The 20,305-nt window shown below is 72.6% G+C and carries 19 protein-coding genes; 4 read left to right on the plus strand and 15 right to left on the minus strand.

Annotated features, from left to right (window positions below; translation table 11 throughout):
• Window positions 1–611: 611 nt before the first annotated feature.
• The gene (locus ACI6PP_RS19310) at window positions 612–1,952 is read left to right on the plus strand and encodes an MATE family efflux transporter (RefSeq protein WP_421113264.1); all 1,341 of its coding nucleotides are present in this window, start codon (window positions 612–614) and stop codon (window positions 1,950–1,952) included.
• Window positions 1,953–1,959: 7 nt separating this feature from the next.
• On the opposite strand, the gene ACI6PP_RS19315 is transcribed toward ACI6PP_RS19310, so the two are convergent.
• From ACI6PP_RS19315 to ACI6PP_RS19335, 5 genes are read right to left on the minus strand one after another with little or no spacing between them, the layout of a single operon-like run.
• Window positions 1,960–2,661 (minus strand): gamma-glutamyl-gamma-aminobutyrate hydrolase family protein, encoded by a 702-nt coding sequence (locus ACI6PP_RS19315; RefSeq protein WP_421113266.1) that lies wholly within the window; start codon window positions 2,659–2,661, stop codon window positions 1,960–1,962.
• 1 nt (window position 2,662) lies between these two features.
• Window positions 2,663–3,430 carry a 3-oxoacyl-ACP reductase gene (locus ACI6PP_RS19320; RefSeq protein WP_421113267.1) on the minus strand — a complete coding sequence of 256 codons (768 nt, stop codon included), beginning with the start codon at window positions 3,428–3,430 and terminating at the stop codon, window positions 2,663–2,665.
• A gap of 31 nt (window positions 3,431–3,461) precedes the next feature.
• Window positions 3,462–4,823: an aldehyde dehydrogenase family protein gene (locus tag ACI6PP_RS19325; RefSeq protein ID WP_421113268.1), complete on the minus strand. Its 1,362-nt coding sequence runs from the start codon at window positions 4,821–4,823 to the stop codon at window positions 3,462–3,464.
• Between the two features lie 13 nt (window positions 4,824–4,836).
• Entirely contained in the window at window positions 4,837–6,201 is a 1,365-nt protein-coding gene (locus tag ACI6PP_RS19330; RefSeq protein WP_421113269.1) for a glutamine synthetase family protein, read from the minus strand.
• Entirely contained in the window at window positions 6,198–6,917 is a 720-nt protein-coding gene (locus tag ACI6PP_RS19335) for a FadR/GntR family transcriptional regulator (RefSeq protein WP_421113270.1), read from the minus strand. The genes ACI6PP_RS19330 and ACI6PP_RS19335 overlap by 4 nt, the downstream gene beginning before the upstream one ends.
• A gap of 549 nt (window positions 6,918–7,466) precedes the next feature.
• Here ACI6PP_RS19335 and ACI6PP_RS19340 point away from each other — a divergent pair.
• The 3 genes from ACI6PP_RS19340 (at window position 7,467) to ACI6PP_RS19350 (ending at window position 10,809) form a co-directional block, all read left to right on the plus strand.
• Window positions 7,467–8,900 (plus strand): DEAD/DEAH box helicase, encoded by a 1,434-nt coding sequence (locus ACI6PP_RS19340; RefSeq protein WP_421113271.1) that lies wholly within the window; start codon window positions 7,467–7,469, stop codon window positions 8,898–8,900.
• A gap of 82 nt (window positions 8,901–8,982) precedes the next feature.
• Window positions 8,983–9,969 (plus strand): ABC transporter substrate-binding protein, encoded by a 987-nt coding sequence (locus tag ACI6PP_RS19345; protein ID WP_421113272.1) that lies wholly within the window; start codon window positions 8,983–8,985, stop codon window positions 9,967–9,969.
• A gap of 48 nt (window positions 9,970–10,017) precedes the next feature.
• The gene (locus tag ACI6PP_RS19350) at window positions 10,018–10,809 is read left to right on the plus strand and encodes a PrsW family glutamic-type intramembrane protease (protein ID WP_421113273.1); all 792 of its coding nucleotides are present in this window, start codon (window positions 10,018–10,020) and stop codon (window positions 10,807–10,809) included.
• 164 nt (window positions 10,810–10,973) lie between these two features.
• Here the strand turns inward: ACI6PP_RS19350 and rplI are convergent, their stop codons facing one another.
• The 10 genes from rplI to ACI6PP_RS19400 all read right to left on the minus strand — a co-directional run.
• Window positions 10,974–11,417: a 50S ribosomal protein L9 gene (gene rplI, locus ACI6PP_RS19355; RefSeq protein WP_421113274.1), complete on the minus strand. Its 444-nt coding sequence runs from the start codon at window positions 11,415–11,417 to the stop codon at window positions 10,974–10,976.
• 14 nt (window positions 11,418–11,431) lie between these two features.
• On the minus strand, window positions 11,432–11,668 hold the full coding sequence (gene rpsR / locus ACI6PP_RS19360) for a 30S ribosomal protein S18 (protein ID WP_421113275.1): 237 nt from the start codon (window positions 11,666–11,668) through the stop codon (window positions 11,432–11,434).
• Between the two features lie 86 nt (window positions 11,669–11,754).
• The gene (locus ACI6PP_RS19365; protein WP_421113277.1) at window positions 11,755–12,303 is read right to left on the minus strand and encodes a single-stranded DNA-binding protein; all 549 of its coding nucleotides are present in this window, start codon (window positions 12,301–12,303) and stop codon (window positions 11,755–11,757) included.
• Between the two features lie 114 nt (window positions 12,304–12,417).
• On the minus strand, window positions 12,418–12,708 hold the full coding sequence (gene rpsF / locus ACI6PP_RS19370; protein ID WP_421113278.1) for a 30S ribosomal protein S6: 291 nt from the start codon (window positions 12,706–12,708) through the stop codon (window positions 12,418–12,420).
• 238 nt (window positions 12,709–12,946) lie between these two features.
• A complete protein-coding gene (locus tag ACI6PP_RS19375) occupies window positions 12,947–15,367 on the minus strand; it encodes a GcvT family protein (RefSeq protein ID WP_421113280.1) in 2,421 nt (806 codons plus the stop codon).
• Entirely contained in the window at window positions 15,360–16,277 is a 918-nt protein-coding gene (locus tag ACI6PP_RS19380; protein WP_421113281.1) for a phosphotransferase, read from the minus strand. Before ACI6PP_RS19380 ends, ACI6PP_RS19375 begins: the two co-directional genes overlap by 8 nt.
• Before the next feature lie 7 nt (window positions 16,278–16,284).
• Window positions 16,285–17,820 carry an amino acid permease gene (locus ACI6PP_RS19385; protein ID WP_421113282.1) on the minus strand — a complete coding sequence of 512 codons (1,536 nt, stop codon included), beginning with the start codon at window positions 17,818–17,820 and terminating at the stop codon, window positions 16,285–16,287.
• A 151-nt stretch (window positions 17,821–17,971) separates the two neighbouring features.
• Window positions 17,972–18,748, minus strand: a complete 777-nt coding sequence (locus ACI6PP_RS19390; RefSeq protein ID WP_421113283.1) for a GntR family transcriptional regulator — start codon at window positions 18,746–18,748, stop codon at window positions 17,972–17,974.
• Window positions 18,749–18,840: 92 nt separating this feature from the next.
• Window positions 18,841–19,200, minus strand: a complete 360-nt coding sequence (locus ACI6PP_RS19395) for a hypothetical protein (RefSeq protein WP_421113284.1) — start codon at window positions 19,198–19,200, stop codon at window positions 18,841–18,843.
• 215 nt (window positions 19,201–19,415) lie between these two features.
• Window positions 19,416–20,305 (minus strand): ABC transporter permease (locus tag ACI6PP_RS19400; RefSeq protein WP_421113285.1); only part of this gene is annotated, 890 nt, incomplete at its 5' end.

The following is a 20,305-nucleotide window of genomic DNA, read 5'->3' on the forward strand; positions in this document are numbered from 1 at the left end:
TGGCGTCCTTGGACAGCAGCATCGCCCCCAGCACCGACTGCTCCGCGCCGTTGTCCTGCGGCGGCGTGCGGTCGAGCTGGTGACCGCCGTCCTCGTAGTCGTCCGGGGGTGCGGACGAGCCTCGCAGATCGGTCACGCTCACGCGGCAGCCCCTCGCACCTCGACGACGCCGGGACGCTCCCGAGTCGTTCTTCCCACCCTCGCGCGAGGCACCGACAGTGAGGCGCCGCGGGAGGTCGAAGGGCTCACCGTAGGCGTCCCTCCGCGTGGGACCAAGCGCGTGCGGATCGGGCCTGTCGACATCCTGGGGACAACCCGCCCGAGGGTGTGGACAAACGCCGTATGTCATGTGCACAGGCTGGGTACAACTCTGTGGACACAGAACTGTCGGACGGACAAAAAGGCCTCTGACCTGCACCGATACGCACCCACCGGGTGTGCGCACAAGAAAATCGGGCCGGACGTTTGTCCACGGGCCCTACACGAACAAGGGGGGTGAACGCGAGTCAAGAACACCTCAAGGTCACACCCGGCGACGGGGTGTGACCTTTACACGTGCCGGCCCTCGACCGCCGTGTCGGGCGGGATGGCCGCCGCCTAATGTAGGGGCGGTGCCGAGGTCCCGTCCGCGTTTTCGCCAGGACGACGCGAAGATCGTCAAGATCGCCGTCCCGGCCTTCGCCGCGCTCGTCGCCGAGCCGCTCATGCTGCTCGCCGACACCGCGATCGTCGGACGCCTCGGCACCACGCCGCTGGCCGGGTTGTCGGTGGCCTCGACGGTGCTGCTGACCTTCGTGGGGCTGTGCGTGTTCCTCGCCTACGGCACCACCGCCGCGGTCGGGCGCGCGCTGGGCGCGGGCGACACCAGGGCCGCGCTGGCGCTCGGCGTCGACGGCCTGTGGCTGGCGTTGCTGATCGGCGTGGTGGCGGCGGCCGTCGCGTCGGCTGCGTCCGGGCCGGTCATCGGGCTGTTCGGCACGTCGGACGCGGTGGCCGAGCAGGGCGTCACGTACCTCGCGATCTCCGCGGTCGGGATCCCGGCCATGCTGGTCGTGCTCGCCGCGACCGGCGTGCTCCGCGGGCTGCAGGACCTGCGGACCCCGCTCGTGGTGATGATCGCCGCCAACGTCGTCAACGCGGTCCTCAGCGTCACCCTGGTGCACCTCGTGGGCCTGGGGATCGCCGGCGCGGCGATCGGCACCGTCCTGGCCCAGGTGGGCGCGGCCGCGTGGCTCGTCGCGGTGGTCGTGCGGGCCGCGCGGCGCCACGGCGCACCGCTGCGGCCGACCCGGGCCGGCCTCGCGCAGGCGTCGCGGGCCGGGGTCGCCCTCGTGGTCCGCACGCTGACGCTGCGCGCGGCCCTGCTGCTGGCGACGTTCGCCGCCGCCGCGCAGGGCGACGCCTCGCTGGCGGCGCAGCAGGTGGCGGTCACCGTCGTCTCGGTGGTGGCCTACGCCCTCGACTCGATCGCCATCGCCGGCCAGACCCTCACCGGTCACGCCCTGGGTGCGTCCGACACCGACCGGGCCCGGCGGCTGACCCGCCGGATGGTCGGGTGGGGCGTCCTCAGCGGCGTGGTCGCGGCGCTGCTGGTCGTCGCGCTGCACCGGGCGCTGCCGGGCTGGTTCAGCGGTGACGACGAGGTCCGCGCGGTCCTGGTCCCCGCCCTGCTCGTGGTGGCGGTGATCCAGCCGGTGTCGGGCGTGGTGTTCGTCCTCGACGGCGTCCTGATCGGCGCCGGCGACGGCGTCTACCTCGCGTGGGCGGGTGTCGCGACGCTCGTGGCGTACGTCCCGCTCGTCGTCGCCGTCTGGGCCACCGACGCGGGCCTGACCTGGCTCTGGGCGGCGTACGGTGGCTTCATGCTCGCCCGGATGGCGACGCTCGTGCTGCGCGAGCGCTCCGACCGGTGGCTGGTGACGGGCGCCACCGCGCACGTCCCGGCCCCCTGACGCCCGATCAGCCCGCCGCGGCCACCAGCGCTCCGAACAGGGCGGCGCCGGTGCCGCCGCGCTCGGTCTCGGGGTGCCACTGGACGCCGACCCAGAAGTCGCGCGACGGGTCCTCGAGCGCCTCGACGGTGCCGTCGTCGGCGTGCGCCGAGACCGTCAGGCCCGGGTGGGTGTCGACGGACTGGTGGTGGTGGCACCGCACGTCCGCGACGTCGCCGACGGCCGCCGCGACGAGCGTCCCGGCGTAGGTGCTGACGGCGACCTCGCCGTACTCGTCGCGGCCGGGCGAGTGCGCGTCGTGCCCGACGACGTCCGGCGTGTGCTGGTCGAGCGTGCCGCCCGCGTGGACGGCCATCACCTGCAGCCCCCGGCACACGCCCAGCACGGGGATGCCGCGGCTCGCCGCGGCGTCGAGGAGCGCGAGCTCCCACGCGTCACGGTCGGGTCGCCACGCCGCCGTGCGCTCGTGCGGCTCGGCGCCGTAGCGGGACGGGTCGACGTCGGCGCCGCCCGTCACCACCAGCGCGTCGAGGCGCGCGACGACGCCCTCGGCCAGCGCGACGTCCGCCGGCGGCAGCAGCATCGGCAGGCCGCCGGCCGCCGCGACGCCGTCGGCGTAGTCGGCCGGCAGCAGGTCGGCGGGCACGCCCGACCAGACGCCCCAGGTGGCGTCCTCGCGGTAGGTGGTCAGGCCGACGAGCGGGGCCACCTCAGACCGGGGTCACGTAGGCGCCGGAGATGCCGCCGTCGACCAGGAACGTCGAGGCGGTGATGAAGCTCGACTCGTCCGAGCCGAGGAACAGCACCGCGTTCGCGATCTCCTCGGGCTCGGCGAACCGTCCCACCGGCACGTGGATCAGCCGACGCGCGGCGCGCTCGGGGTCGTTGGCGAACAGCTCCTGCAGCAGCGGGGTGTTGACCGGCCCCGGGCACAGCGCGTTGACGCGGATGCCCTGACGCGCGAACTGCACGCCGAGCTCGCGGCTCATCGACAGCACGCCGCCCTTGGACGCCGAGTACGAGATCTGCGACGTCGCCGCGCCCATCACCGCGACGAACGACGCCGTGTTGATGATCGAGCCCTTCTTGGCCTCGATCATGTGCGGCAGCGCGGCCTTGCAGCACAGGTAGACGCTCGTGAGGTTGACCTCCTGCACGCGCCTCCACGCCTCGAGGTCGGTGTCGAGGATCGAGTCGTCCTCCGGCGGCGAGATGCCCGCGTTGTTGAACGCGACGTCCACCGACCCGTACGTCTCCTTGGTCAGCTCGAACAGCGAGTCGACCTCGTCCTTGTCGGTGACGTCGGTGTGGACGAACAGGCCGCCCACCTCGGCGGCGACCTCCTGCCCGCGGTCGTCGTCGAGGTCGGCGATCACCACGTGGGCGCCCTCGGCGGCGAAGCGGCGCACGCTCGCCAGGCCGATGCCCGAGCAGCCGCCGGTGACGACGACGGCCTTGCCCTGCACGCGTCCGGTCATGGGTGTGGTTCCTCCTGAAGCAGTGGGTGGGTCAGTCGTGGGAGATGAAGACGTTCTTCTCCTCGGTGAACGCGTAGGGCGCGTCCGGACCGAGCTCGCGGCCGAGGCCGGAGGACTTGAAGCCGCCGAACGGCGTCCAGTAGCGGACCGCCGAGTGCGAGTTGACGCTGAGGTTGCCCGACTGGACGCCGCGCGCGACGCGCAGCGCGCGCCCGACGTCGCGGGTGAAGATCGAGCCCGACAGCCCGTACTCGGTGTCGTTGGCGCGCGCGACGGCGTCGGCCTCGTCGTCGAAGGGCATCACGGCGACGACGGGCCCGAAGACCTCCTCGCGCCAGACCGCCTCGGACGGGTCGGCGACGGTGACGACGGTCGGCGGCACCCAGAACCCGTCGCCGCCGGGCGTGGTGCCGCTGAACGCGACGGTGGCGCCGTCGACGTAGCCGCGGACGACGTCGCGCTGCTTGGCCGAGATGAGCGGGCCCATCTCGCTGGCCTCGTCGGTGGGGTCGAGCACCTTGACGCCCGCGACGGCGGGCTCGAGGAGCGAGAGGAACTCGTCGTAGGCGCTGCGCTCGACGAGGATCCGCGAGCGCGCGCAGCAGTCCTGGCCGGCGTTGTCGAACACCGCGTACGGGGCGGTGGCCGCGGCCCTGGCGAGGTCGGCGTCGGCGAACACCACGTTGGCGGACTTGCCGCCCAGCTCGAGCGTGACGGGCTTGACCTGCTCGGCGCAGCCGGCCATGACGCGCTTGCCGACCGCCGTCGAGCCCGTGAAGACCACCTTGCGCACCAGCGGGTGGGTGACGAACCGCTCGCCCACGACGCCTCCCGCACCGGGGATCACCGTCAGGACGCCCTCGGGCAGGCCGGCCTCGAGGGCGAGCTCGCCGAGACGGACGGCCGTCAGCGGGGTGTACTCGGCGGGCTTGAGCACGACGGTGTTGCCGGCGGCGAGCGCGGGCGCCAGGCCCCAGCCGGCGACGGGCATCGGGAAGTTCCACGGCACGATCACGCCGACGACGCCGAGCGGCTCGTGGAAGGTGATGTTCACGCCGCCGGGCACGGGGATCTGGCGGCCGTGCAGCCGCTCGGGCGCGCCGGAGTAGTAGTTCAGGACGTCGCGGACGTTGCCCGCCTCCCACCGCGCGTTGCCCCAGGTGTGGCCGGCGTTGCGCACCTCCAGCTCGGCGAGCTCCTCGACGTGCTCGTCCACGACGGCGGCGAACCGGCGCAGCAGGCGCGCCCGCTCCCCCGGTGCGAGGTCGCGCCACGCCGGGAACGCCGCTGCGGCGCGCTCGATCGCGGCGTCGGCCTGCGCCTCGTCGGCCAGCTCGACGTCGGTCAGCGGCTGCGCCGTGGCCGGGTTGATGACGGTGTAGGTGGTGCTCATGGGGTCCTTCGGGTCAGAGCCGCTCGAAGCCGCGGCGCAGCTCCCAGTCGGTCACGGCGGCGTCGAACGCGGCGAGCTCGACGTCGGCCATGTTCGTGTAGTGGTCGACGACCTCGTCGCCGAGGGCCTGGCGGGCCAGGGTCGAGGAGGTGAACGCCTCGCGGGCTGCCCGCAGCGTGCGAGGCACCTGCGCCTTGCCGGACGTGTAGGCGTTGCCCACCTGCTCGGGCTCGAGCGTCAGGCCGGCCTCGATGCCGTGCAGGCCACCGGCGAGCATCGCCGCGAGCGTCAGGTACGGGTTGGCGTCGCCACCGGGCACGCGGTTCTCCATCCGTGCGCCGGGCCCGTGGCCCACCAGGCGGAGCGCACAGGTGCGGTTGTCGGTGCCCCACGCGATCGACGTCGGCGCGAACGAGCCGCCCGCGAACCGCTTGTAGGAGTTGACGTTGGGCGCGTACAGGAGCGTCAGGTCGCCCAGCGACGCGAGCACGCCGGCGACGAACGAGTCGTACGTCGCCGAGCGGCCGTTCGCGTCCTCGTCCCAGAACGAGACGGCGCCGTCGAGGCCGCGCAGCGACAGGTGCACGTGGCAGGAGTTGCCCTCGCGCTCGTCGAACTTGGCCATGAAGGTCAGCGCCTTGCCGTGCTGCGCGGCGATCTCCTTGGCCATCGTCTTGTAGACGACGTGGTTGTCGGCGGTGACGAGCGCCTCGTCGAACAGGAAGCCGATCTCGTGCTGCCCGTAGTTGCACTCGCCCTTGGCCGACTCGACGTTCATGCCCGCGGCGTAGCTGTGGTTGCGGATGTCGCGCAGCAGCGGCTCGACCCGCGTCGTGCCGATGATCGAGTAGTCGACGTTGTAGCGGTTGACGGGCGTCAGGCCGCGGTACCCGCCGTCCCACGCCTGCTCGTAGGTGTCCTCGAAGACCATGAACTCCAGCTCGGTGCCGGCAAGGGCGGTGAAGCCCATGTCGGCGGCCCGCGCCAGCTGCGTCTTGAGGATCGTGCGCGGCGACTGGACGACGGGCGCGTGGTCGAGCCAGACCAGGTCGCACTGCACCATCGCGGTGCCCGGCAGGTGGGGCAGCAGGCGGACGGTGTCCTCGTCGAGCACGAACTCCATGTCGCCGTAGCCGCGCTCCCACGAGCTGATCGCGTACCCGTCGACGGTGTTCATGTCGACGTCGACGGCGAGCAGGTAGTTGCAGCCCTCGGTGCCGCCCCGCAGCACGTGGTCGACGAAGTACGCGCCGTGCATGCGCTTGCCCTGCAGGCGTCCCTGCATGTCGGTGAAGGCGACGACGACGGTGTCGACCTCGCCGTCGGCGACCTTGGCCTTGAGGCCCTCGATGCTCAGCATCCTGGGGTGTCTGGTCATTGCAGCAGTCCTCTCAGCAGGGCGGCGGTGTCGTCGCAGTGCAGCTCCATGGTGCGGCGGGCGCGGGCGGTGTCCCCGGCGAGGACGGCCCGGACGATGGTGCGGTGCTGGCGGGTGGAGTGCGCGATGTTGCGCGGCAGGACGGGGATCGCCGCGAGCATCTCGTGCACGCCCCGCTGCACCTCCTGCACGGCCTCGACCGTGCGCGGCGACCCCGACGCGGCGGCGAGCGCGAGGTGCAGGCGCGCGTCGGCCTGACGGTGGGCGCGGTCGTCGTCCGCCGCCTCCACCTCGTCGAGCGCGGTGCTGACGAGCTCGCGCTCGGCGTCCCCGAGGTCGCGCGACGCCGCCAGCGAGCAGGCGCCCGGCTCGACGACGCGGCGGAACGCCAGCAGGTCGGCGGCGTCCTCGCGCCTGGACTCCCACGCCGATCGCGCCGTGGACGCCTCGCTCGCGCCCGGCAGGACGACGGTGCCGCCGCCGCGTCCGCGCGTGGTCTCGACCAGTCCGGCGGTGCGCAGCGCGGCGATCGCCTCGCGCAGGGTGGCCCGCGAGACGCCCAGCTGCTCGGCGAGCAGCCGCTCGGGCGGCAGCGGCGCGCCCTCGTCGAACACCCCGAGCCGGATCGCCGACGCGAGCTGCTCGACGCACCCCTCGAACGCGTGGTGCCCGCGCACGGGCCCCAGCACGGCGTCGGCGAGGGCGTGGGGGCTCACGGCGCCAGTCTCGACCCGCCACGCGTCGGCCGTCAATGGTCTGGCCTCAGACCTTTCTGCGGCAGTTCCCGAGGCATGGGGGCGGCGGGCAGGTGCCCCACCCACCACGCGGGAACCGCGGCGGTGCCCCACCCACCACTCCGGGCCGTGAAGTGGTGGGTGGGGCACCGCCGGTCGTGGTCCAGGCACCCGGCGGTGGGCACGGCCCCACGATCGGCCGGCACCTGGGGCCATACCCACCGCTGAGGCGAGGACGACAGACGCGCCCCCGCCCCACGCCGTCCTCGCTGCCCGATCCCCAGCCCGTCGGTGCCGCACCCCCCGCACCACGTCCTGGCGCGACGGACGGCGTGACCTCGCACACCAGGACGCCCGAGAATGCGGGGCGTCGACCGTCCGCGGGGTACAGTCATGTCAGACGCACGTGCCCAGCTGCGTGTCACGGCGTCCCCATCTAGCTCGGACCGGCTCACTGCCGTCCGTCTACCCGATGTCGCTTGAGCGCCCCGCAGCGGATCTGCGCCGCGACATCATCGAAAGAGCACCTTCGTGTCTTCACCCGTTCAGTCCACCGTGCCCTCGTTCGCCGCACTCGGCGTCCCGGCGGCACTGGCCGACGTCCTGACCGCCAAGGGCATCACGTCGCCGTTCCCCATCCAGGCCAGCACGCTGCCCGACTCGCTCGGCGGTCGTGACGTCCTGGGCCGTGGCCGCACCGGCTCCGGCAAGACCCTCGCGTTCGCGCTGCCCACCGTGGCCCGCCTGCGTGAGTCGGCCAGGAAGCGTCAGCCCAGCAAGCCCCGCGCGCTGATCCTGGTCCCCACCCGCGAGCTCGCCACCCAGGTGCACGAGACCCTCGCGCCGCTCGCCGACGCCGTCGGCCAGCGCTCGACGATCGTCATCGGCGGCGTCGGCATCAACCCGCAGATCAACAAGCTCCGCGCGGGCGTCGACATCGTCGTCGCGACGCCGGGTCGCCTGGAGGACCTGATCCGCCAGGGCCAGTGCCGCCTCGACCAGGTCGAGGTGAGCGTCCTCGACGAGGCCGACCACATGGCCGACCTCGGCTTCCTGCCCGCCGTGCGCCGCCTGCTCGACCTCACCCCGTCGCACTCGCAGCGCCTGCTGTTCTCGGCGACGCTCGACCGCGGCGTCGACGTCCTGGTCAAGCGCTTCCTGCACGACCCGGTCGTGCACCAGGTCGACGAGGAGACCTCGCACGTCCCGACGATGGAGCACCACGTCGTCACCGTCGACGCCGGCACCAAGGCGCAGATCGTCACCTCGCTGCTCTCGGGCAGCGTCCGGACGCTCGCGTTCACCCGCACCAAGCACGCCGCCAAGGCGCTCGCCCGCAAGCTCAACGCGGCCGGCATCCCGGCGGTCGACCTGCACGGCAACCTGTCGCAGAACGCGCGTCAGCGGAACCTGTCGCAGTTCGAGAGCGGCGAGGTGGGCGTGCTCGTCGCCACCGACATCGCGGCGCGCGGCATCCACGTCGACGACGTCGGCCTGGTCGTCCACGTCGACCCGCCCACCGAGCACAAGGCGTACCTGCACCGCTCGGGCCGCACGGCCCGCGCCGGCGCCGAGGGCCGCGTCGTCACCGTGGGCCTGCGCAACCAGTCGCGCGAGCTCGACCAGCTGATGCGTCGCGCCGGCATCAAGCCGCAGGTGCTGCCCCCGCACCCGAACGCGGAGGCGTTCACGCGCCTCACCGGCCCGCCCCGCGAGAAGGTCGACCCCTCGACGCTCGTCGCGGCCCCCACCTCCGGCAACGGTGGCGGCGGCAAGGGCGGCAACGGTCCCCGTCGCGGCCAGCGCTCCGGCGCTCCCCGTGGCGAGGGCGCCTCGAGCAACGCGCCCCGCAACCGTCGCAGCGGCGGCCCCCGTCGTCGCTCCGGCGGCGGCTCGGGTGCCGGTGCCTCGGCACCCCGACGCGGAGGCGCCGCGTCGTTCTCCGCGGCGTCCGGGCGTCGCTGACGCACCCCACCGCGTGACGCTCCCGGGCGAGGTCGATAAGGTCAGGCTGTCCTAAGACATCGACCTCGCCCAGGAGCCACCCGTGCGGACTGTCCCGCTGCGCACCCTCGCCGTCACCGCCGTCCTCCTCGCCACCGCAGCGTGCGGCGGCGGCTCGGACGGTCAGGAGGAGACCGCCTCGTCCGGTGGCTTCGAGCCCGTCACGATCGAGACGAAGTTCGGCCCCACCACGATCGAGGAGGAGCCGACCCGCGTCGTCACCGTGGGGTACAACGAGGAGGACTACGCCCTCGCCCTCGGCGTCGTGCCGCTCGGCGCGCGCGAGTTCATCGGCTACGACGCGCCCAAGCGTCCCTGGGCGCAGGAGGCGCTGGGCGGCAAGACCGTCCCCACCGTCGGCGGCGAGGAGCTCGACCTGGAGAAGATCGCCGGGCTCGACCCCGACCTGATCCTCGGCGTCAACTCCTACATGGACCAGGCGACGTTCGACCTGCTCAGCAAGATTGCCCCCACCGTCGCGCAGAGCGACGAGTACGCCGACGGCGCCACCCCGTGGCAGGAGCAGACGCTGCTCACCGGCAAGGCGCTCGGCAAGGACGACGAGGCCAAGGACGTCGTCGATGACGTCGAGCAGCAGTTCGCCGAGGTCGTCGAGAAGAACCCCGACTTCGCCGGCAAGTCCGCCCGGTTCGGCCTCGGCGTCGGCTCCACCGGCAGCTACGAGATCGCCCAGGACGACTACCGCAGCGGCTGGCTGGTCGACCTCGGCTTCGAGGTGCCCAAGACCGGCGGCGAGGTCTCCCTGGAGAGCCTGGACTCCCTGGACGCCGACGTCGTCGTCTTCGAGGGCATCGAGGGCGACGTCCTGGACACCCCGGTCGCGAAGTCGATGAAGGCCGTCCAGGAGAACCGCGTCATCGACTTCGGCCCGTTCGACGGCGACTTCGCCGCGGCGCTCGGCTTCAACAGCCCGCTGAGCCTGCCCACCGTGCTCGAGATCGCCGAGCCGCGCCTGGCCGCCGCCACCGACGGCGACCCGGCCACCGTCCCCGAGCCGTACACCGGCTGACGCGACCGACGGTCGGGGGGCCACGGGCCGGGCGTAGGATCCCGGCCCGTGGCCCTCTCCCGTCGCTTCGCCTGGGTCGCCGTCCTCGTCGGCGGCGTCGTGCTGTTCGAGCTCGTCCGCCGGGCGCTCGTGCAGACCCAGAACCCGAACCTGCTGCCCGCCCTCCTGCTGGTGGGCGCCACGGTCGTCCCGGTCGCGTTCGTCACCTTCTGGTGGGGACGCCGGCTCGCGTCGTCGGTGCCTCCCGGTCTGCTCGCCTTCACCGCCCTCGTCGGCGGCGTCGTCGGCGTGGTGGTGGCCGGAACCCTGGAGTTCGACACGATGCGCGACCTCGGCACCCTGCCGCTGGTGCTCGTCGGTCTGATCGAGGAGTCGGCCAAGCTGATCCTGCCGCTCGCGGTGCTCCTGCTCGCCGGGCGACGCACCTCCCCGTCCACGGGGCTGCTCGTCGGCGTCGCGAGCGGCGCCGGCTTCGCGGCGCTGGAGACGATGGGCTACGCCTTCGTCACCCTGATCTCCTCCCGCGGCGACCTGTCGGCCGTCGACGGCGTGCTGCTGCTGCGCGGGCTGATGAGCCCCGCGGCCCACATGGCCTGGACCGGCCTGACCGCCGCCGCGCTGTGGACCGCCGCGACGCAGGGCTGGACCGGACGTGCGATCGGCCGGCTCGCGCTGGTGTTCGTCGTCTGCGTCGCCCTGCACACCACCTGGGACAGCACCGGCACCATCTGGGCGTACGCGGTGCTGTCCGCGACGAGCCTGGCGCTGCTGTTCGCCACCGCCCACCACCTCGGCGACGACGCCGAGCGTCGTCCGGTCGACGGTCTCGCCCGCGCCTGAGCAGGCCGCAGTTTCCCAGGTACACCTGGGAAACTGCGCGCGGCACGGAGAATTCTCCGGGTGCTCGGACCGATTCCCAGGTGTACCTGGGAAACTTCACGGCCCCGGACGCACGAGAGGCCCGCACCCCGAGGGGTGCGGGCCTCCTGCGTGGTGCGGGTGCGTCAGGCGCTGACGACGTTGAGCTTGACCGTCGCGCTGACCTCGGGGTGGATGCGCACGGAGACCGTGTGCGCCCCGAGGGACTTGATCGGCTGGCCGATCTCGATGCGGCGCTTGTCGACGCTCGCGCCGGCGGCCTCGAGGGCCGTGGCGACGTCGGAGACCGTGACGGCACCGAACAGTCGGCCGGTGGAGCCGACCTGCGCGGGGACGTTGATCGGGCCGGACTCGAGCTTGCCGCGGATGGCGACGGCGTCCTCGCGGTCGTGGACCGCACGGGCGTCGCGCGCCTTCTTGATGGACTCGACCTGCTTGCCGGCGCCACGCGTCCAACGGATCGCGAAGCCACGGGGCATCAGGTAGTTGCGGCCGTAGCCGTCCTTGACCTCGACGACGTCGCCGGGCTCGCCGAGGTTCGTGACCTCGTGCGTGAGGATGAGCTTCATGGGGATCGCCTTCCTCAGCGGGTGGTCGAGGTGTAGGGCAGGAGCGCCATCTCGCGCGCGTTCTTGATCGCCATGGCGATCTTGCGCTGCTCCTGGACGGACACGCCGGTCACCCGGCGGGCGCGGATCTTGCCGCGGTCGGAGATGAACTTGCGCAGCAGCGCAGTGTCCTTGTAGTCGATGACGGTGACGCCCGCGGCCTTGAGAGGATTGCTCTTCTTCTTGGGCTTGCGGACAACTGGCTTCGCCATTGTGGTGCTCCTTGTCTGAGCCCGGCCCCCTGGCGGGTGGCCGGAATGGTCGGTGTTGTCGGATGGTCAGGTGGTGCGGGGACCCGTCAGAACGGGGGCTCGTCCTGGCTTCCGCCGGACGGGCTGGCCCACGGGTCGTTGCCGGCGCCGCTGTTGCCGCCCCCGCCGCCCTGGGGCGCGGGGGACGACCACGGGTCGCCGGCGGGAGCGGACTGGCCGCCACCCTGCTGGCCCCCACCGAAGCCGCCGCCGCCCTGGCCGCCGCCGGAGCGGTTGGCCCGGGCGACCTTGGCGGTCGCGTTGCGCAGGGACGGGCCGACCTCGTCGACGTCCATCTCCACGACGGTGCGCTTCTCGCCCTCACGCGTCTCGTACTGGCGCTGCTTGAGGCGGCCCTGCACGATGACGCGCGTCCCCTTGGTCAGGGACTCGGCGACGTTCTCGGCCGCCTGGCGCCACACGGCGCAGGACAGCCACAGCGTGTCGCCGTCCTTCCACTCGTTCGTCTGCCGGTCGAAGGTTCGCGGCGTCGAAGCGATGCGGAAGTTGGCGACGGCCGCGCCCGACGGCGTGAACCGCAGCTCGGGGTCGTCGACGAGGTTGCCGATGACGGTGATGATCGTCTCGCCTGCCATGGGGGGCTCCCTTAGGGGTGGTGCGTGGTCTGGGTGGCTAGCAGTAGACCGCATCGGCCGGACGTTCGCGCTCGTCTGTCCACAGACGGGCGCACCGGACGGTGCGGCGGGTGACTACTTGGCGTCCGGACGGATGACCTTGGTCCGCACGACGGACTCGTTCAGGCCGAGCTGGCGGTCCAGCTCCTTGACCGTGGCGGGCTCGGCCGTGAGGTCGACGACGGCGTAGATGCCCTCGGTCTTCTTGTCGATCTCGTAGGCGAGGCGACGCTTGCCCCACACGTCGACGTTCTCGACGGTGCCACCGTCGTTGCGGACGACGTTCAGGTACGTGTCCAGGCTGGGGGCGACGGTGCGTTCCTCGAGATCGGGGTCGAGGATCAGCATCAGTTCGTACTTGCGCACAGCGACTCCACCTCCTTCGGTCTAGGCGGTCACGGTCTCTCCGTGACAGGAGGGCTCTGCGGTGCTGCCCACGTGGTCGCGGGCAACCGGGGAAGTCTAGCCGGGCCCGGCGTCGCAAGGCCAATCCCGCCTGTGGACGTCCCACCCGCACCACTCCCCCCACTTCCCCGTCGACACCCCGGGAAGTTCTCCGTGGTGCCGACGGATTCCCAGGTTCACCTGGGAAACCGACGGCGGGTCAGGCGAGCGGGGCGCGGAGGGTGACGGTGACGGGGTGGCGGTCGCCGGCGACGTCGACCTCGTAGGAGCCCTCGGCGGCCCAGGCGCGCGTGGTGGTGCCGGACGGGTCGGCGACGTGGGCCAGGCCGACGGCGGCACCCACCGTCGCGCCCCAGGCGGCCGACGTCACCTGCCCGACGGCCACGCCGTCGCGGCGCAGCAGCTCGCCGCCCCACAGCATCGGCTCGGCCGCGTCGACCACGAACGACACGAGCCGCTTGCGCACGCCCTCGGCGCGGGCCTTCTCGACCGCGGCACGTCCGAGGAAGTCGACGTCGCCGTCCAGCTTGCAGGTGAAGAGCAGGCCGGACTCGACCGGTCCGACGTCGGGCGTCAGCTCCCTGCCGAACGCGCGGTACCCCTTCTCCAGGCGCAGCGCGTCGATCGCGTAGTACCCGGCGTCCACCAGGCCGAGGTCCGAGCCGGCCGCGTGCAGGTCGTCGTGCACGCCGGCGGCCGTCTCGGTGGGGACGTACAGCTCCCACCCCGGCTCGCCGACGTAGGTGATGCGGGTGGCGCGGACGGTCGCGTGCCCGCACCGCACCACGCGGCTGTCGCCGAGCGTCCAGTCGTCGCCGAGGTCGGGGGAGACCCGGGCGAGGATCTCGGCCGAGCGCGGACCCATCACCCCCAGCACGGCCCACGCCGACGTCACGTCGGTGACCACGACCCGGTGTCCGGGCGCGACGTGGCGACGCAGGTGGTCCAGGTCGCGCACGGTGGTGGCCGACGACGCGACGAGCAGGAAGACGTCGGCGGCGGTGCGGGTCACCGTCAGGTCGGACTCGTAGGTGCCGCGGGCGTTGAGCAGGCCGGTGTAGACGGTGCGCCCGACCGGGACGTCGACGTCGTTGGTGCACAGCCACTGCAGGTGCGCGAGCGCGTCGGGACCGGCCACCTCGTACTTGGAGAACGACGTCTGGTCGAACACGGCCACGGCCTCGCGGGCGGCCCGCTGCTCGGCGGCGCACCACGGCACCCACGGCGGACGGCCCCAGGAGTACCGCAGCGTCGGGTCCTCACCGGGCGGGGCGAGGTAGTTGACGCGCTCCCACCCCATCCGGCTGCCGAACGACGCGTTCCGCGCGGCCAGCCGGTCGTGCAGCGGCGATCGACGCAGCCCGCGCCCGGACTCGGCCTCCCGGTTGGGCCACGGCACCGCGTAGTGCAGGCCGAGCACCTCGACGACGCGGTCGCGCAGCCAGGCGTCGTTGCCGTCGAACGGCGCGAATCGGCGGACGTCGACGCCGGTGAGGTCGCCGTCGGGCTCGCCCTCGGTGATCCAGGCGGCGAGCGCACGTCCGGCACCTCCGGCCGACGCGATGCCGACGGAGTTGAACCCGGCCGCGACGAAGAAGCCGCGCAGCCCGGGCGCCTCGCCCATGACGAACTGGTTGTCGGGCGTGAAGCTCTCGGGACCGTCGTAGAGCTTGCGGACGCCGGTGGTCTCCAGCGCCGGCACCCGGTGCACGCCCTGCTCCATCCACGGCCCGAAGTGGTCCCAGTCCTCGCCGAGCAGGCTGAACTCGAACGGGTACGGGATCTTGTCGGGGGCCACCCACGCCTGCGCGTCGGTCTCGAAGGCGCCGACGACCAGCCCGCCGACCTCCTCCTTCATGTACGTGCAGCCGTCGGGGTCCCGCAGGATCGGCAGGTCGGACGTGACGCCGTCGACCTGGTCGGTCACCGCGTAGTAGTGGTGCGCCGAGTGCAGCGGGACCGTGACGCCGACCCTGCGGGCCAGGGCGTTGGCCCACTGCCCGGCGCAGTTGACGACGACGTCCGCCTCGACGTCGCCGAGGTCGGTGCGCACGCCGGTGACGGCGCCCCGCGACGTCAGGACGTCGAGCACCCGCACCTTCTCGACGACGCGCGCGCCGCGCAGCCGGGCGCCCTTGGCGAGCGACAGCGTGAGGTCGGTCGGGTTGGCGGTGCCGTCGTCGGGGAGCCAGATCGCGCCGAGGAGGTCGTCGGTGCGCATCAGCGGCCATCGCTCGCCGGCCTGCGCGGGCGTGAGCATCGCGCAGTCGAGGCCGTACGCCTCGGCGCTGGCGGCGGTGCGACGCAGCTGCGTCATCCGGTCGGGGGTGCGCGCGACGATCAGGCCGCCGTTGCGCTTGTAGCCCGTGGCCAGGCCGGTCTCGGCCTCGAGCCGCTCGTACAGCGAGGTGGAGTACTGCACGAGGCGGGTGCCGCTCTCGGACGCCCGCAGCTGCCCGACCAGGCCCGCGGCGTGCCAGGTGGTGCCCGACGAGAGCCTGCCCTGCTCGAGCAGCAGCACGTCGGTCCAGCCGCGCTCGGTGAGGTGGTAGGCCACGCTGGTGCCGATCACGCCGCCGCCCACGATCACGACGCGGGCACGGGAGGGCAGGTCAGGCACGGGCCACCTCGTCGAGCAGGGACGTGTAGCCGTCGGACGTGAACGCGGCGGCGGCACCGTCGAGACGCTCGTCGCCCCAGCCGGTGAAGTCGAAGTCGAGCGGGCTCGAGCCGGCCTGGATGTAGCCCCACAGGGCCCAGCCGTACTGCGAGACCACGGCCTGCAGGCGCGTGCGCGCGACCAACCGGGCGTCGGGCCGCCCGAGGTAGCAGGTGACGAGGTCCTCGAGCGCGTCGTCGGACAGCCCGCACTCGGTGCAGGTGTTGCCGAGCTCGAAGAACGGGTCGTTGTTGCCCGAGTACTCGTAGTCGATCAGGTGCACGCGGGTGCCGTCGTCGACGACGTTGCCGGCGAGCAGGTCGTTGTTGCAGGGCTTGGTGGGCACCGGGTCGGACGCGAGCGCCGCGACGGCGCGCGCGAAGGCGCCGGCGTGGTCGTCGTAGTGGGCGGGGAACGCGAAGCCGCGCTCGTCGACGACCCGCCGGAACCTGGCCTGCCGGTCGGGCATGTGGAACTCGCCGACGAACCGCGGGCCCTCGTGCAGGCGGCGGGCCGCCGCGGCGAACCGGTGCAGGACGTCGGGGCGCGCGAGGTCGTCGTCGGTGCAGGTGGTGCCCTCGAGCCAGCCGATCAGCATGATCCGCAGGTCGGGCCGGTACTCCACGACGGGCGCGCCGACGCCCGTCGACGCCGCCGCCACCGAGTTCAGGTGCTCGGCCTCGCGGTCGATGCCGAGCAGCTCGGTGTCGGAGCGGCCGCACCGGGCGACGTAGGTGCCGTCCGGCGTCGTCACCTTGAGGTTCAGGTTGGTGAGCCCGCCCGACAGCTCCTCGACGTGACGGGGGCGGCCCGCGAGGGCGGCCAGCTGCTCCAGCCGCTCCTCGTAGGTCGCGCGGTCGACGATCGGCACGGGACGGTCAGTCGTCGAACGCCTGCGTGACGGCGGGGTCGATGGTCATCTTCGGCCCGGTGAACCAGTGGCGCGCCGAGGCGAACCACCAGATCGCGAGCACGACGAGCGTGCCGATCGTGAGGATCGGCGCGTAGTTGACGCTGCTCCACGCGAACCCGTCGCTGAACGGGACGCCGGCGGGGGTGAAGGGGAGGATGAAGTACACGCAGATGACGGCGATCTCGGCGACGGCGACGAGGTTCATCCACTTGTACTTCGAGCCCAGGGTCCACGAGCCCGCCTCGAACGCGTCGCCCATCCGCCAGCGCAGGAAGATCGGGATCGCGAACGCGAGGTACAGGCCGATGACCGCGACGGAGGTGACGGCGTAGAACGCGGTGGGCACGCCACCGACGCTCTTGAGGGCCGGCAGCGTGATGATGATGCCGATGACGGTCACGAACACGACCGCGTTGGCCGGCACCTTGGTGCGGGGGTTGACCTGCGACCACAGGCCCGAGCCGGGGATGGCCCGGTCGCGGCTGAACGCGAACGTCATGCGCGAGGCGCTCGTCAGGCACGCGATGGTGCAGAAGAACTGACCGGCGGTGGAGATCAGCAGGATGGTGAAGTGCCAGCCCTCGCCGAGGGCCTGGGAGAAGATCACGTCCACCGCGCCGAACCCCTCGTTGACGCCCTGCGGGTCCTGCACGGCGAACAGGAACGCGAGCAGCAGGAACCAGCCGCCGAGCGCGGAGTAGGCGATCGAGCGCCACACGCCCTTGGCCGCTCCCTCGGCGGCGCCCTGGGTCTCCTCCGACAGGTGCGCGGACGCGTCGAAGCCGGTGATCGTGTACTGCGTGAGCAGGAACCCCAGCGGCAGCACCAGGAACCAGTACTTGCCGTCGGAGAAGCCGGAGTTGTTGATCCGCTCGGTGAAGACGAAGCCCATGCTCTGGTGGGTCTCGGGGACGATCACCAGGATCAGGATGACGACGGCGGCGCCGGCCACGTGCCACCAGACCGAGACGTTGTTGATGACGGCGAGCAGGTGGCCGCTGAAGATGTTGAGGATCGCGGCGAGCGCGAACAGCACCACGAACAGCACGTAGACGCGGCCGAGGCTGTAGCTGTCGGCCCAGCCCTGGCTGATCGTCTGCAGGGTGAGGTCGAGGAAGGTCGCGCAGCCGTACGCGACCGACGCCGTCACCGCGAGCAGGCCGACGAGGTTGAGCCAGCCGGTGAAGAAGCCCGTCGCCGGGCCGCCCATCTTGGCCGCCCACCAGTAGATGCCGCCCGACGTCGGGTACGCCGAGACCAGCTCGGACATGGTGAAGCCGATGATCAGGATGAACAGGCTGATGATCGGCCAGCCCCACGAGATCGCGACCGGGCCGCCGTTGTTCCAGGCCTGGCCGAACGTGGTGAAGCAGCCCGCCAGGATCGAGATGATCGAGAACGAGATCGCGAAGTTGGAGAAGCTGGACCAGCTGCGGCTGAGCTCCTGCTTGTAGCCGAGCTTGGCGAGCAGCTCGTCGTCCTTGGACAGTGCGTCGGACATCGCGGATCTCCGTGGGGGAGGGGCTGGGATGGCGTGACGCTATACCCGCGGGGCGCAACCATCTAGACCTTTGACGAGGACGCGCGGGAGATTTCATCCCCCCGCAACACGCGGATCGGGACGGGACGGGAGCAACCGGACGCGGCGCGCGTCAGCGGACCTGCGTCCGCAGGTGCACGCGCGTGCGGTCGGCGCGGTAGCGGTCGTGCGCCAGCTCGACCGGCAGACCGGCCGCGTCGTAGGCGATCCGGGTGACGAGCATGAGCGGTGCGTGCGGGCGGATGCCGAGCAGCGCGGCCTGCTCGGAGGTCGCCACGACGGGCTCGAGCCACTCGTCGGCGGTGCGCGGGGCGGCGTCGAAGTGCCGTCCCATCAGCTCGTAGATCGACCCGGTGAGGTCGTGGTCGGCGATCCCGTCGAACAGCGGGGCCGGCAACCAGGTCTCCTCCAGGGCGAGCGGCTCGTCGTCGGCCAGCCGGACGCGGACGACGCGGTGCGCCGCCCCGCCTCCGGGCAGGGCGAGGCCCTCGGCGACGTCGGCCGGCGCGGTCTCCCGCGTCGCCGTCAGCACGCGCGCTCCGGCGCGGATCCGCGCACGGCGGAGCTGCTCGGTGAAGCCCAGCAGGCCGGTGAGGTCGAGCTCCACGCGCGGCCGGGTGACGAAGGTGCCGCCGCCTCGCCCGCGTCGACGCTCGACGAGCCCCCGTTGCTCCAAGGACGCGAGCGCCTGCCGCAGCGTCATCCGGCTGACGCCCAGCGCGGCGGCGAGGTCGCCCTCGGGAGGAAGCCGGTCGGTCGCGACCAGCCGTCCCTCGCGCACCAGCCCCGTCACCCACCGCTCGATCCGCGCGTGCGCGGGGTCGTCGCCGGCGTCCGTCAGGTCCGGACGCGCGTCGAACGCGTCGGCGGAGACCGTCAGGCGTCGCATCCGGTGATCGTAGAGCGCCGCACCACCCCGTCCGCCCGAGTTGTCGGTGGCTGGTGATGTCGGGGCATCACCACGCACCGACAGGTCGGCGGTCAGTCGTCGTCGGGGCCGCGGGTGCCGAGCGCGGCGGCGACGTTGACGCCGACGATGCCCAGCCACGCGAGCGCGATGCCGCCGAGGCCCGCGGTGCCGCCCGCGATCGCGGTGATCGGGATGCCGGTGCCGAGCGAGACGTACGACAGCGCCACCGGGTAGCCACCGCTGCGTCGCCGCCGCGGCAGTAGCTCGGGCTGCCGACCCACCTGTGCCTGCACCCGCTGCTCGACGGCCTGGTCGATCCGCTCGACCAGCGAGTCGATCAGCGCCGGCTCGAACTCGGCCCCGAGCTCACCCCGCGCGGCGGCCGTGGCCCGCACGTCCTGGCCGAGGGAGTGTCGGTCGTTCTCGTCCATGGCTGCATCGTGCGCCAGGGTGGGGCATGTGTCGAGAGGTGCCCGCCGAGTCGGGCGACCTCCCGAGAACCAGGGCCGACCCGGACGGCCCCAGCGAGACGAAACTAGGACGGCCGCGCGCGTCGTGCACGGCCGCTGTCCTGATCCTCCCGAGTTGTCGGTGCCTCAGAGGCCTATGGGCCCCTCAGGCACCGACAGCTCCCAGGGATGCGGGGCTACTCGGTGGAGATGGCGCGCAGGACGTCGAGGCGGGCGGCACGGCGGGCGGGGACGACGGCGGCCAGGACGCCGACCACCGCGGAGATCACGACGAACAGCACGAGCCGTCCCCACGGGTAGGACAGGTCGGTGATGCCGTCGTCGACGAAGGCACGCTGCAGGACGGTGCCGAACAGCAGGCCCATGACGACGCCGAGCGTGGCGCCCAGCACCGCGATCGCGACCGCCTCGAGGCGCACCATCCGTCGCAGCTGGCGACGGCTGAGGCCGACGGCGCGCAGCAGGCCGACCTCGCGCGTGCGCTCGATGACGCTGAGCGCGAGCGTGTTGACGATGCCGAGCACCGCGATGACCACCGCCAGGCCGAGCAGGGCGTAGATGAGCAGGAGCAGCTGGTTGACCTGGGCGCGCTGGGCGTCGATGAACTCGGCCTGGTCCTGCACCGTGACGGTGGGCAGGTCCTCGACGATGCGGTCGAGCCGGTCGCCCACCTCGGCGCGGTCGGCCCCCGCGGCGGCGTCGACGGCCACCGCGCTGTCCTGGCGCGGGACCTGCGCGGCGGCGAGCGTCGAGAACGGCATCACGGCGTCGCCGACGACGTTGGACTGCTCGTAGACGCCGACCACGCGCGCGTCCTGCTTGCCGCTCGGGAACCCGAGCGAGACCTCGTCGCCCACCGTCAGGCCGTCGCGGCGGGCGTCATCCTCGCTGAGCGCCACCTCGCCCTCGCCGACGTCGAGGGTGCCGCTCACCATCGCCAGGTCGTAGACCGAGGTGAAGGTGGCGGGGTCGATGGCGGTGGCGAACGAGTCGCGGTCGTCGATGGTGGTGGCCAGCGACTGCATCTGGGCGACGGTGCCGACGCCGTCGGTCTCGCCGATCCGGT

This window comes from Solicola agrisoli, from assembly GCF_049059935.1.
GTDB lineage: Bacteria > Actinomycetota > Actinomycetes > Propionibacteriales > Nocardioidaceae > JAURVT01.